Below are 15,726 nucleotides of genomic sequence, written 5' to 3' on the forward strand. Positions count from 1 at the left end.
CATAAAACCCGCCCGCCCAAAAAAAGGCCGCCCCATAACGAGGCGGCCTTTTTATCTGCCCGCACTTTGGCTCAGAAGGAGCGGTAGGTTTTGTTGCGGCTCAGCCTGAGGTTTCGCCCTGCCCAAAGGCATTTTCCCGCGACCATTTAACCTAAAAACAGCTCCAGTGGCAGTCCGCCAATCGCCCCGGAGCCTAAAGGGTAAATCTCTTTCGTAAATGGTTTTATACTTTAACGGGTAAGGCGCGCACAGCACTTTCTGTTTCCGCGTAATTTTTAAAGATAAACGCTTGCAAGTTGTATTTTTGTTCTTACTTTCCGCCCCCTTTAGCATTTCTACTGCGACATATCTGTAAAACTAAACATATCATTATTTCACGTCTTATTATTGGAGGACGTTTTTGATCTTTTGAGGTGTCGATTTCATAAATCACTCAAATTGTTTAGTGCGCAAATGTCATAATTTAAGTTACAACAACAAGTTAGAACAAGTTAATAACCAATGGAATACTCAGCCAGTCAGTGTCACCGCCATATCAAATTTCACGCCTTGGGTGTTGGGAGATCGATTTTATGCATGCTCTTGGGAGCGGGCTTTTGCGTTTTTGCCGAAGCCCAGCCGCTTGATATCATTGGCAGCGGCTCCACGGTTGCGATCAATGGCAATGTTGCGGGGAATGCCGGCCAAAAGGATGCGGTGAAAGTCACGGGAAGCGACAATACTGTCACGGTTGGAAATTCCGGGACGGTCACGGGGAAGTATGTCGGTTGGGATGCAGGCACGGGAGGCAATGGATTTGCGATTGTGGGAGATGATAACACGTTGGACAATAGTGGGTTGATCGTAGGCGGAGCATCGAAGGGGCGCGCGGGCACTGTTGCCGGAGGGCATGGGGTTTCGATGGTGGGCGACGGCAGCCACTTGATCAATAGTGGATCAATTGGCGGCGGGGAGGCTGCGGGCACTTCGCCACGACAAAGCGCTGGAGGCCACGGCGTTTATTTTATTGGAAATGACGTTGTCATAACGAATTCCACGGCATCAAGCATCACCGGCGGCTTGGCCAAATGGGGCGCGGCGGAAAGCGGCGACGGCATTCGGGTGGAAGGGGCTTCTGATAACGACAGTGTGACCATTACCAACGGCCCCAATGCCTTGATCCAGGGAGGCACGGCATATCAGGTTAGTGGCAGTATGAACGGACGGACTGGAAATGGTATTTATATCAGCCAGGGCGGCACTGTCATCATTGACAATGACACAGGCGCCTTAATCCGGGCCGGAAATGTTTTTCAGGGCACAGAGGCCATCGCCATCACCGGCGGGGCTGGCATATACCTGACAGCGGACAAAGCCACCATCACCAACAGGGCGGGCGCCCTTGTTCAGGCAAACCAAGCGATAATCACGGCGACAAACGCATATGGCGGACGCGGCATGCGCATAGAGAGCAACGACACGACGGTGATTAATTCCGGCAGCATTCTCGGAGGCTCCGCCAAGGGAGTTATAGATTCCGCGGGAGGAGACGGTTTGTATATATTGGGCGACAACGCGGTGCTGAACAACACCGGCGTGATCGTCGGAGGCTCGTCCTCGGCATCCGCTGCCGCGGGAGCCAGTGCGGGCGGAAGCGGGGTGATTATCGACGGGGACACCTTTGGAGAAGTGACCAATGCCGGGGAAATCCGCGGCGGAAACAGCAACAGCGCCGGCACCTCGGGCGAGAGTCTGGCCGGACACGGCTTGGCGGTGACCGCGAGCAACCAAACGGTTATATCGGGAAGTGTTAGGAACAGCGGGACGATATCCGGGGGAAGCAGCCAATACGGACTTAAAGGAAGCGGTGGCCATGGTGTTTATATACAGGGAAATATTGCGGGTTTTGAAAATAGTGGCGGCGGCCGGATTTCCGGCGGCTCATCCCTTTATGCGGGGGCGAATCAATCGCAAACCGGCGGGAGCGGCGTTATCATTGACGGCGGTTCATTTGGCGATGCGGTCAATGCCGGTATGATTTCCGGCGGCAACAGCAGCAGCGGAACGGGCACCGGTGAGGCCGGGCATGGCATGATAATAACCGCCACCAACCAGGTGTCCGGCCCCGGAAGCGTCAAAAACTCCGGCACGATCATCGCGGGCTCCAATGCGGGCGGCTATGTCGGCACCGGAGGTCATGGCATTTCTGTTGAGGGCGATATCACAGTTTTGGAAAACCTAAGCGGCGGTGTGATCACCGGCGGTTCGTCCTCGTCCGTCTCGGGCACGGTCCAATCGCAAACCGGCGGGAGCGGCGTGACGATTGCCAGCGGTTCGTATCAAGCCGTCATCAACGATGGACTGATTAGAGGCGGCGATGGCCATGGGACCCGGGGGGCAAATCAGGGCGGCCACGGCTTGGCGATCACGGCAAGCAACCAGTTGGTTCGCACGGGAAGCATTAAAAACTCCGGAACCATAATGGGCGGATCGCAATATAGTGGGCTCAATGGCGCGGGAGGTCACGGCGTCATTGTCGAGGGGAACATTTCCATTTTCGAAAACGCCCTCGGCGGGCGAATCACCGCGGGCGCGTCCACCGCCTCGGGAACCGGCACCGGCGGAAGCGGCGTGACGATTACCACGGATTCATTCGACGCAATTTTCAACGCCGGATACATCGCTGGCGGAAGCGGAATCAACAACGGCTCGGGAGTCGGCGAGGGCGGCCACGGCATTGCGGTGACCGCGACCAGCCAGTCGGTTGTTTCCGGAACCGTAAGGAACTCGGGCACGATTATTGCGGGCAACAACTCGGGCGGAACGCTCGGCGTCGGGGGCCACGGTGTGTTGGTCGAAGGGAACATTGAATATTTTGAAAACGCGACCGGCGCGCAAATCACCGCGGGCGCGGCCAGCGCCTCGGGCACCAGCACGGGCGGGAGCGGTGTGATTATTGACGGTGGTTCGCATGGGGAAATAATAAACGCCGGTGCGATTACCGGCGGTGCCGCCAGCAACGGAACGAATAAGCAGGCCGGACACGGTATTACTATAACGGCGACGAGCCAGGCGATCGGCGTCGGCCTCGTGAAAAATTCGGGCACCATCACCGCAGGGAGCAGCAGTTTTGGAGGTGTTACCGCGACCGGCGGCCACGGCGTTTATATAGACGGAAATCTCGCGAGCTTCGAAAACGCACTCGGCGGGCGAATCACCGCGGGCGCGTCCACCGCCTCGGGGACCGGCACCGGCGGAAGCGGCGTGACGATTACCACGGATTCATTCGACGCAATTTCCAACGCCGGATACATCGCGGGCGGAAACGGAATCAACAACGGCTCGGGAGTCGGCGAGGGAGGTCACGGCATTGCGGTGACCGCGACCAGCCAGTTGGTTGTATCCGAAACCGTAAGGAACTCGGGCACGATTATTGCGGGCAACAACTCGGGCGGAACGCTCGGCGTCGGCGGCCACGGTGTGTTGGTCGAAGGGAACATTGAATATTTTGAAAACGCACTCGGCGCGCAAATCACCGCGGGCGCGGCCAACGCCTCGGGAACCGCCATCGGCGGAAGCGGTGTGATGATTGCCGGGGACTCCATCGGAGAGGCGATCAATGCCGGAACAATCGCCGGCGGAGCCGCCGTCATCGGGACGAGCGGAAGCGGCGGCCATGGCGTTCATGTTCAAGGCAACCTTGCGAAATTTGAAAACAAGGGCGCGGGCCGAATTTCCGGCGGCTCAGCCGCTGCCAGCGGAACCAGCACTGGCGGGAGCGCTGTGGTGATTGCCAGGGATTCTTTTGGCGAGACGATCAATGCCGGGGAGCTTGTTGGCGGAAATGGTAGTGGCGGGGCGATTAGGACCGGCGGACATGGATTGTGGTTAACCGCGACCAACCAAACAGCCGTTTCCGGAACAGTGAAAAACTCCGGCACGATCACCGCCGGAAATAATACAGGCGGAGTTGTCGGCACCGGAGGCCATGGTGTTTATATACAAGGCGACCTTGCGAGTTTCGAAAACACCGGCGCGGGGCGGATCACAGGCGGTTCATCCTCCGCCACGGGAACAGCCGCGGGCGGGAGCGGCGTGATGATTGCCGGCGATTCCTTTGGATCGGTCGTTAATAAAGGTAATATAACCGGCGGTAATAGTTCGTGGCTTGGCCGGACTGGCCACGGCCTGGCGATAATAGTGGATGACCAGATTGCCGGCACGGGAAGCATAACTAATTCCGGGACAATCACGGGCGGAACCCACAGTGGCGTAATCAGCGGAACCGCCGGTCACGGTGTTTATGCGCAGGGAGATTATATAAGTTTGGTGAACGAAAATAATGGCCGAATTGCGGGCGGCTTTTCCGGGGCGACGGGCGGGGCCGCCGGATCCGGCGTTTTTATAGAGGGCGATGAAAATAAATTGATTAACGGAGGCGCGATTCTCGGTGGTTATGCGGAACATGGCGTGACGAGCCTTGGCGGCCATGGTGTTCATCTCCGGGGCGACGGGATTGTTGTGAGCAATACGACAAACGGCGACATTTCGGGGGGCAATGCGAGGTGGCATTCCGGCACCGGAGGGCACGGTGTCCTCATCGAGGGCAGCGGCGCTGTTTTATACAATTATGAAGGACGTATTTCGGGAGGGGGCATCGACCGTGCGGGGTCCCCCACTTCGGGCGGTGATGGAGCCTTCATCGAGGGCGATGATGCGATTATTACTAATGATCGGGGCATTATTTCCGGCGGCAATGTGTCCTCGGTTGGTGCCGATCCCAAGGCGGGGCATGGCTTGCACATACTGGGCAGCGCCACGTCGGTGACTAATTCGGGAAGTCTTTTTGGCGGAAGTGTGTCTGCCGCTCCGATCGGAGAAAGTGGCCACGCCTTGTATGTGGAAGGCAGGCTGGCGAATTTGACCAATGCAGGATTGATCGCGGGCGGATGGACATCGAACGCCGGCATTGTCCGGGGCGGGGATGCCTTGCGCATAGAGGACGATTCCCCGGACGCCAATGACAAGACGATAACCAACATGGGAACCATCATCGGGGGATACTCGAACGAGCAGACCGAGGCGGAGAGCGGGCATGGAATATCCCTGAAAGGTGGTAATTATATAATTCTTAATGATGCCGATGGAGTCATCGCGGGCGGGACTGCTTCGCTGTCTGACAGGAATGATGCCGGTCATGGCATTTATATATTGGCAAACAGTTCCGCCATTCACATCCGGAACGCCGGCAACGCCCAAATACTGGGCGGCGGCGGAAGAAGCGGCCTCTTGTATAGCAAGGGCGGCAACGCCATTAATATGGAAATCGATGGCGCGATTATTGAAAACGCCAATGACGCACGGATTGTCGGGGGCATGGCCGCGGGCAATAATCCAAACACGGAGAATTGGGGCGGCCACGGCATCCATATTAACGGAGACGACTCGGTTGTGACCAACAAGGACAACGCCGTTGTAATGGGCGGCTCCGCTGAATCGGGCATCGTGGGCTCAATTAAAAATCAGGGCGGCGACGGCCTCCATATCAACGGCGACAACGCCACCGTGGGCAATTCCGGTCGCATACTTGGCGGCAAAGCCACGGGAGGCAGTGTGAATATCGATGGCTACGGCATCAATATTAATGCCAGCGCCGGCACCGCCAATATCACGAACACCGGCGAGATTTCCGGCGGCACGGGCATCCTTGTGTCAAACGCCACAAGCGGCACAATATACAACACCGGCACGATCACGGCGTCCGGCTCGGCCAATCGCGCGATCGAACTGGCCTCCGCAAACATCATCTCCAAGTTCGACACCGGCAGCGTGCTCAACGGCGACGTCTACAGCAGCGGCACGGGCAACAAACTCGTCTTCCAAGGCACCGTGACCGAGGACAGCTACTTCCGCTCCGACTCGCCCGCAAACAACTTCACCAGCCTCACCGTGCAAACCGACGGCACGAACAACACGCACTGGACGCTCACCGGCAACACCACGCAACTCGACGGCGTGAACGCCATCGCGATCAACGACGGCGCCAACGACACGACCTCCACGCTGACGATCACGCCCGCCGACGATGCCGATTACAACTTCGCCCACGCCCTGACCGGCAACGGCACATTGGAAATCGCCCTCCAGGAAAGCGCCAACATCATCAGCTTCGGCACCATCACCGGCAACGCCTTCACCGGCACCGTCGCGCTCGGCACCGGCCGGTTCGTCCTCGGCGGCACCGCCAACTCGCAAGGCGCGACCAACCTCGCCACGCTCGAAAACGCCACACTGCGCATCGACGCGGGCAACCGCACCGAAGTCGAGGGCGCCGGCGCCATCGCCGGCCTCTCGTTCAACAGTGGCACGCTCGCCGTGCGCACCTCCAACACCACCGGCGTCAACCACGTCGAGGACCTGCTCACCGTGTCCGGCACGCTCGACACCACGGGCGGCGGCACCGTTGAAGTCGCCCTCTCCGGCACCGCCTTCGGCCCCATCCCCGCCACGCCCCCGGGCGCGCCCGCGCTTCTCGACCAGGACGACTACGTTGACAGCGGCACGGCTGGCATGGTGCAAGGCCCGCTCGTCGCCGTGGATGTTGACAACGGCGGCACGGTCACCGGCATCGGCACGCAACTCACCATCGACTTCATTCCGTCCTCAAGCAGCACCGGCACCATCCCCGGCTCGGTCAGCTCGACCAGCGCCTACGTGCAATCCGGCACGCACGTCGCCGACCTCGTCTACGACTACTACGGCGCGGTCACCGGCAGCGGCATCTACCTCAACTACGGCCTCGCGGAAATCGACGTGCTCGACGGCCAAACCGTGGTCGTCTCCAACGACGGCGCGGCCAACGACACCCTCGGCGCGATCCTCTCCGGCGACGGCGGCTACACCTTCACCGCCACCGGCAACAGCAGCATCCGCGTCGGCAACGTGAACAGCAACTACACCGGCACGACCACGATCACCTCCGGCACCGTCATCACGATCACCAACGGAGCCTTCGGCAACACCGACTGCCTCGTCATCAACAACGCCGGCGCGCTCGACCTCAACGGCCGCGCGCAAACCATCGCCAACGGCGGCCAAATCGACGGCATCCTCCACGGCAGCGGCAGCCTCGGCTTCGGCGGCCTAGTCACAATCACGAGCACCAACACCACCTTCACAGCCGACGTCGGCATCACCGGCACGGCGGTGCTTCACAACACCGGCGCCCTCGGCGATTCCGGCACCCTCTTCAACGACGGCCTCGCACAGTTCACCGCCGCCACCGGCACCTTCTCCAAGACGCTCGCCGGCACCGGAAACACCGAACTCGCCAACAACAGCACCGTGTCCGTCTCGGGCTCAAACACCGCCTACAGCGGCACCTTCATCATCAACACCGGCAACCGCCTGGTCGCCGAAACCGACGCAAACCTCGGCGCGGCGAACATCACCGGCTCCGGCGTCTTCGAAAAACAAAACGCCGCCACCACGATCACGATCACCCACGCCAACACCGGCTTCACCGGCACCGCCGCGGTCACCGCCGGCCGCCTCGCCGCCACCACAATCGACGCCCTCGGCACCGCCGAAATCGCCGTCGAAGCCGGCGCGATATTTGAGCACCTCAATGTCACCGGCACGCTGCAAAACAAACTCACCGGCGCGGGCACGCACCACGTGACCAACAGCACCCTCACGATTGCCGACGCCGCGAAATACAAAATCGCGAACACAACCCTCAACCAACCCTCCACATTGTGGCTCGCCACCAACGGCGTCACCATCGGCACGCTGAACGCAAACAGCGGCACGCTCGCCTTCGCCAACCCCGTTGACACGGGCACGATCGGAGCGCTCGGCAGCGGCACCGCGAACATCGTCATGAACGCCTACCTCGCCCAGGCGACCATCGGCGTCAACCCCGCCGGCACCGTGGCAAACCACCTGACAATCGACGATGCCGGCAACGCGACCCACTCCGTTTACATCAACGCCCTGAGCGAGCCGCCCCTCGCGCTCAACATGGCCATCGAACTGATCACCACCGGCACGGGCGCCGCCACCTTCCTCATGGCAAACGAAGGCGGCAAACTCGAATACGACCTCACCACCATCGAACTGGTCAAGGGCGACGGCTCGCGCTACACGCCCGACACAAACATCTGGTATCTCTCCGACCGCAACCTCAGCCACGCCGCCGACGCGATCATCAACACCGCCTCGACCCTCTCGCTCGACTGGGCCTCCGCCATGGACTCCCTCCACCTGCGCCTCGGCGACATCCGCGCCGAGTGGCGCGAGCAACCGGCCCGTGACTCCGGCAACATCTGGGCGCGCACCCGCGGCTACCGCATCAACGCCGCGAACGAACTCTCCGGCATGTCCTTCCGCCAATACGGCTGGGGCGTGACCGGCGGCGCGGACAAATCCTTCGCCGCCGAAAACGGCGTGAACCTCCTCGGCGGCTTCATCGACATGGGCGGAGTTGACCGCAAGTTCGACAACGACGGCACCGGCCGCACGCGCAGCGTGGGAGTCGGCGCCTACATTACCCTGCTCAGGCAAAACGGCTGGTTCCTCGACGGCATCGCCCGCTTCGACCGTTACGACAACGACTTTGACGCGAAAGCGGCGAACGGCCGCGTGACCCGCGGCGAATACACGGCCAAGGGCCAAAGCCTCTCGCTCGAAGCCGGCCGCCGCCTGCAACGCACCGACGGCTGGTGGCTGGAGCCCGGCGTGCAAATGGCGGTCCTCTGGCTCAACGGCGCGAGCTACTCGACGCAGGCCACGTCCGAGCAGCGCGCGCTCAAGGTGAAGGTTGGCGATTCCGACACCTGGCAATACCGCGCGCTTGTGCGCTTCGGAAAACAAATCCCCAACAGCCGCTGGACGCCCTACGGCAAGTTCGCCGCCGTCGCGGTGGATTCCAACGGTGGCAGGATCAAAGTGCACGGCAAGACCTTCAACGCCGACTACGACGGCAAACGCATCGAAATGGGCTTTGGCACGAGCTACCGTCTCGACGACCTGAGCCAGCTCCACCTCGACTACGAGTATGCCAAGGCCCAAGCCTACGACCGCCCCTGGTCCATCAACCTCGGCTACCGCAGACTCTGGTAAAAAGCCGCTTCATAAACCACCCGCCCAAAAAAGCCGCCTCGTTTTGAGGCGGCTTTTTTATCCGCCCTCACATTGGCTCGGCACGCGATCGCCGTGATGGCTCACAGTAAAAGCATCCGCGTGCCACACTTAGGCATGATTAACGTTGAGTGTATTGCAAAAAAATGGCCATTATTTGTAACAATTTTATTAATAAGTGACATTTTTTGCGTAATTCGCTCAGCCGCAAGGTGGGGCATGATTGTTCACACTCACTTCCAAAAGGATGATTAAAAACCTCCAATTACAGTCTTTTCGTTTTATTCACCAGTTCGCGCTTTTACTGGCAGTTGTTGTGAGCATGTGTGCGGCTAAACCATTTTTGGAGGCGCAATCCTCGTGGCAGACTACCGGCAATGGCACGTGGGGCGCGGCGGCCAATTGGAATAACGGCGTGCCAAACGCCGCCGACGCGACCGCCATCATTAGCAATGACCTCTCGTCGGGCAATCACACCATCACCATTGCCAACCCCGGCGTCACCGTTGGCGCGCTCAGCATCGAGGGCAATGATGCCGCGGCTTCCACGATAACGATTCAGACCTCGACGCTTAGCTTTGCGGCGACGGGAGGGCAAAACGCCGTCCTTAATTACCAAGGCAGCAATTACGTCACCATCAGCAGCGTGGTTAATTTGCTCAGCGACCTCTCCATTCAGGCGGGCACCGATCCGCTCTTGCCTGCCTTTGCGAGCAGGCTGACGATTTCCGGGCGCATCGACGGCAACGGCCACGCCATCAACGTCAACGCCGGGCACGCGCCCGCCATCACCACCATTAGCGGCGCGATCACCGGCGCCGGCACGCAGCTCATCAAGACCGGCGGCGGCGCGCTGGTGCTTTCCAATTCGAACAATACCTTTTCCGGTGGCTTGGATGTTTTTGTCGGCTCTGTGACAACGACGATCGGCAACCGTGCCAATGCGGGCACCGTGCTTGGCGCGGGTGTTGCCGCGACCGGGTCCAACTATCTCGGCATCGGTGACATCAAGGTGGCCAACAGCGACGCGTTGCTGACGATCAATTCCGCGGCGGGTAATTACGCCGGCCAGCACGTCACGCTTGGCGGGGGCTTGATCCTGCTCGAAAACGGCGGCGACTTGCGCATTTCGGAAAACGACGCCCGCACAACTTTTCGCTTTAATTTCAACTCCGGCACGATCAGCGGCGGCACAAACCCGAATCGCGGCACGCTCACACTCGCGGGCGCGGATTTTGTTTACAACGCCGACGGTTCGGGCGGCACGCTTTTTGAAAACGCGCCCACGCTGGTTTTCGACACGTCGCGAAACACCACCGCGATGAACGTGAGGATGAACAACACCGCCATGCTGGGCGCTTTCGGCGAGGTGCGCAAAACAGGCACCAATGCGCTCACTTTTACAGCGGGTGACACGGGCGTGTTTCGAGCGGACGATTTCGTGATCGAATCCGGCCTCGGCGCCATCACGCTCAACCAGACTGCGCTCGATCTGGCAAACGGGCTCACGTTTTCCGGCACCAATGCCAGCTTCACAAACATGCTGGCACTGCCAACCGGCTCGGTGAGTTTTGGGCGCGCCGATCAACTGAGCAATTCCTCCGCGCTGAATATCGGGCAAAATGTCATTACGAACCTGCTTCTCAACGGCTACGACCAGACCTTTTCGTCCATCAACCTCGCCACGGACGCGCGCCTGGGCATCTGGATGAGCGCGGGCACGCCCTCGACCCTGACAATCGGCGGACTCACCTCCTCCGTCGCGACTCCAACCGCCGGTCCTCTTGGCGCGAACTATCTCTCCATCTATAACTGGAAGGGCAACCCGGGCACGCATTTGCTGGATGGCAGCGTTGTTTCCAACGGCAACATAGTCAAAGACACCGGTGGCGTGGATTTGGGCAAGGTCTGGTTTCGCGGCTATGCGCCAGGCGCGGTGCTCGACCCCTCGGGCAATTTGGTGCCGGTGGATTTTTTGCGCACGACCGTCAACACGAACGTGATGGTCGGAAACAACTGGTTCACGCTGTCCAACTGGAGTGTCGATGTGCCGGACACTTCCCCGGGGGCGGTGGTCGAAATCACGGGAGCCTTTGGCGGCGGCAAAAATCTTTCACTGCAAAACCGCACCGTGACGATCGGCCATTTGATCGCAAACCGGACGATCAATGTGTCGAACCAAAGCACCATCAACACGGGCGTGATTGTGTTCGACAGTGGCGTCGCCGGCGCGGCTTCCACCATTTCCGGCACGGGTGGAATCACATTGAGCGCGGCTGTGCGGCTGGATAATGACCTGCTCGTCAACGCTACGGGCGGGGGCACGATCAATTATGATTTTACGAATATAGGAACATATATACAAAACGCGCTTTCCGGTTCCGGTAATATTGAAGTCAGGGGCTCCGGACTGATCATTAACAGTCAGGTGGCGAAGCCGGATTACTCCGGCAATATAGATGTTTACAGCAAGCTGGGGGTTTGGTCGGACACGGCGGGAAGCACTTCCCTGGGACTGGGCACGGGCGCCATCACGATGCATCAAGGCTCGTGGATCGGCAACTGGGTCAGCTCGCGCAAGCCATCCATTATATACAACAAATTTGTCATCAATGGCGGGTTTACGATGCATTACGCATTTGTGAACTATGCGGGCGATGTGGAATTAACCGAGGATCGCGCGATCAACGTGAGTGCGAGCCAGGGTTACGGCAGCTCGTATGGCGAGATGAGCGGCTTCGGAGCCGGCGCCAACCTGACGGGCGTTGGCGGACTGGGCTGGAATGGAAGCGGCATGCTCAAAAGCGGCTCCAACACCTTTTCCGGCGGCCTGAAAAAAACAGGCGCCGCCGCCACCACGCTTTATGCGGATTTGCACAGCGACCTCGTCACAGGCGCGCTGGCTCCGGGCAATAACTACCTCGGCAGCGGCGACATCACCATCACCGGCGGCATTGTGCGGGTGAACACTTTCGGTCATGATGTTTCGATGCTGGGCAATGTTTCCATCGGCGCCGCTGCATCGCTCGTCATCAACAACCCCGCCGGTTATGCGGCTGGCGATGTGAACATTTCGGGCAACCTTGTGTTGGGGGCAAACAGCGTCCTGCAATTTATCAATCAATCGGCCGTCATTGCCGATACCGCGACATGGACCAACACCGGCCTTTCCCGCATTGTCTTTGCGGGTGATCTCGCGATTAACACGCCTTTCGGCGGGGCTTATTCCGCCGACCTGCGCGCCAGCGCAAGCGCTGGCAAGGAGCAGCATCTCACCTCCACGCTCGCCGGGGGCATTTCCAATGTCGGCACCCTGTATAAGGAGGCCGCCTATGGCGGCAACACATGGCTGGACACGGAGATCCATCTCAACGCGGTCAACATCGCCGCGGGCAGCCTCATAATAAACGGTGACAATCTGATCCGTCCGCGCACGGGCGTCGCGCCGGCCACCACGCTCACAATGAGCGGCGGGCTGGTCCAGGTCTCCGGAGGCTCTGCGGGCGCGCCAAACACCAACACCTTCACCACGCTCACCATCTCCGGCAACGCCGGCCTTTTTTTGGATGAGCACTCGGCGCTCTATTTCACCGGAGTCAGCAACAACACATGGGGAAATACCAACGCGCGGCATGTCCTCAACCTTGCCAACTCCACCGGCGAATGGACGACCGCCGCCGACAATCTGCTCAGCGACACTTACGTTTACTTTAGCAACACAACCCAGCTCACGGCCACCAGGCTCGGCCTCATTTCCTTCACCGGCTTCGGCACCGGAGCCAAGCTCGTGCAGACAAATATCAGCGGCACCAATTATTGGTTCCTCGCTCCCACGGGCGAAAAAACACTCGAGTGGGCCGGGGCGCGCACCACGGGTGTCGATACCGACCGCCTCTGGAGCTCCGCCGCAAACTGGATTGGCGTGACGGGCGGCGATGGCTCCGTCACCGGCGCGGGCCTCTCCGTTGCCATTCGCAATGTCGACGGGCTTCTCGACGGCAACCGCATCATTGTCGATCAGGATGTCACGGTCGGAAAACTCTACATCGAAAGCAGCGGCGGCCAGGTCTTCACGCTTTCCTCCACCAACGGTCACACGCTCACGTTCGACAGCGGGGTCGGCGGCTCCAATGCCATGCTTGTCAACAACAGCGCGCACAGCGGCACCATCACCGCCAATCTGGCGCTCGCCGGCACGCTCGAAATCGCGAACCACTCTCCGACGGCCAATCCCCTTGTCATAAGCTCGCATATCACCGGCTCCGGGGGGATCGTCTATGATGCCACCGGATTTCTGATCATGGGGGACGCTGCGCCGAGCTCCAGTGACTTTACGGGAGGCTTCAAAATAGTTGGCAGCACGGCGACCTCGGCCAACGCCGCGGGCAGCCGCATCATCCGCCTGCTTTCCGACGGGAGCGTGTTCGGCTCGGGCTCCTATAACGGCGTGGATGCCAAGAGCAGCACGCAAGCGCTCACCATCGGCGCGGGCGTCGCGGGCAGGTGGTATACACTGCAAACAGGCAGCACGGGAAGCAGCAGAACCATCGACGGTTCGGTCCGCTTCGCGGGCGATCTGTTTTACTCCGCGGCATCCGGCGCGGGCACCCTGACCTTCGAAAGCGCTGCCCCCAGTTACGTGACCACGGGAACCTGGCGCTTGCATGGAAACAACGGCTGGACTCTCAGCACCCTGAATCTGAAAACCGACCTGCAGGGCGATGGCGGGTTCATCTTCGGCACATACACGCAAATAAATTTTTACGGCGACAACACCTTTTCTGGGGGCGTGGTCATGGGAGTCGCCTCCGACAACCGCAACACGCGCCTGGGCATCGGCTCGGATACCGCCCTGGGCGTTGGAAAACTCACACTGGCCTCAAACACCGCGGAGAACAACTGGATCTACGCGCTGGGTGGCGCGCGTAGCATAACCAATGAAATTGCCGTCACCGGAAGCGGCTTGTATCAATTCGCAAGCAACAACCTGACATTTGCCCGCGTCGGAAGCAGCACGCTGCAAGCCACATTCAAGCTCACGGTGGCAAACGGCATAACCGTGACATTTTCCGACGGGCATGTGCTGACGGGCGCCCACGGCATCATCCATTCGGGCGCGGGCACATTGCGCTTCGAAGGGGCGAACGCATACACCGGCAACACCTCGATAAGCAACGGCACGCTTTCCGTCGGCGACAATCTCTCCATTGGAGGCAGCGGCACGCTCATCTTTGGCGGCGCTTCGGCCGGGACACTTGCCAGCCACGGCGGTGCCATCACACTTTCAAACGACGTTTTGTTCAGCGGCGCCTACATCGGCCTCAACGGCAGCGCCGGCCTGCTCACGCTTGATCCGGGTTTTGGCGTGACCCTGAATAACAACAAAACCATCGCAGCCACCGGCACGGCCGCCCTTGGCGCCAACCTGACGCTTGCCGGAGATTATGGCGTCACCAAAACCGGCGTGGGCACGCTTGTCATCAATTCCCGCAACAGCACCTACACTGGCAACACGGCGATCACGCAAGGCACCCTGCGCGTGAATGCCGCGGGCGACATCACGCTCGGCGAGGCCGACGCCGGCAACAATTACCTCGGCACGGGGCATGTCACATTCACCAGCGGCAACTACGCGCGCCTGCTCGAACTCGTCACGACCGACGGCTCCAGCGTGAACCTCCACGGCAACCTCGCCCTCAATGGCAACACTGCCGTGAACACCGCGAGTATCAACATCACCGACACCGCCGGCGCGATTAGCGGGGCAAACATAGACACCAAAATCGTCACCGAAACCAATTCCACCATCAGCGGCAACGCCTACGGCTACCTTCGCACCGCCGGCGATGTCATCAAGACCGGCACGGCCACGCTGCACTGGACAGGCGGCAATATCGTGACGCCCAACTTCATTTTGCGGGAGGGCGCGCTCGACCTTGGCAGCGCGAACAGCACGCGCACGGGCCTGGGCAGCTTCACACTCGGCACCGCCACGTTCAACGTCAGCGGCAGCCAGACCTTCGCGGGCACGATTTTCAATCTCGCCGGTTCCGGCACCATCAACATGAACGGCGCGTCCGGCTCCTCGCTGCTCACATTCCAAAACCTGGGATCATGGAACGGCACGCTCGACATCATCAACTGGAACGGCAACAGCACCTACGGCGGAGGCGCCACGCAAGTGCGTTTCGTCAGCGACGTCCTTAACGCCTTCGACTATGCGCGCCTTGCCGCGATTAGTTTTTACAGCAGCGGAGTCATCACCTACGCGCCCGGAGCCAAAATCCTGAAAAACACCCAGCAGTTTTATGAGCTCATTCCGCTTGGCGTGAGCGCGGAATGGGTGGGCGACGCCTCCGGAAACAATTGGGGCAACACCGCCAACTGGAAGGGTAACATATCGCCGACCGGCCCGGGCGCGGTCGCCGTTTTTTCCAACACGCTTCAGCTTGGCGGCGATCCGGTGCATATCGACGTCGCAAACCTCAAGCTCGGCGGCCTCATGTTCACAAACAACACCGGCGAAAACTATTCGCTCGGAGGGCTGGCGTTCACTTTCGAGCAAATGGACCCCGATGAGGTCGCAAACCTGACGCTGCAAAACAA

At 60.1% G+C, this 15,726-nt stretch carries 2 protein-coding genes; both read left to right on the plus strand.

What is annotated here, in order from left to right; translation table 11 throughout:
* The first annotated feature begins 576 nt into the window (after positions 1-576).
* The gene (locus tag M2447_RS13490; protein WP_277559026.1) at positions 577-9,102 is read left to right on the plus strand and encodes a pertactin-like passenger domain-containing protein; all 8,526 of its coding nucleotides are present in this window, start codon (positions 577-579) and stop codon (positions 9,100-9,102) included.
* A 361-nt stretch (positions 9,103-9,463) separates the two neighbouring features.
* A partial coding sequence (locus M2447_RS13495; protein WP_277559027.1) for an autotransporter-associated beta strand repeat-containing protein occupies positions 9,464-15,726 on the plus strand: 6,263 nt, incomplete at its 3' end.

Origin of the sequence: Ereboglobus sp. PH5-10, from assembly GCF_029504735.1 — a bacterium.
Taxonomy (GTDB): domain Bacteria; phylum Verrucomicrobiota; class Verrucomicrobiia; order Opitutales; family Opitutaceae; genus Ereboglobus.

Excerpts from the sequence above, each read along its gene's own strand:
- M2447_RS13490 (WP_277559026.1), top strand. The coding sequence starts at position 577 with ATGCTCTTGGGAGCGGGCTTTTGCGTTTTTGCCGAAGCCCAGCCGCTT.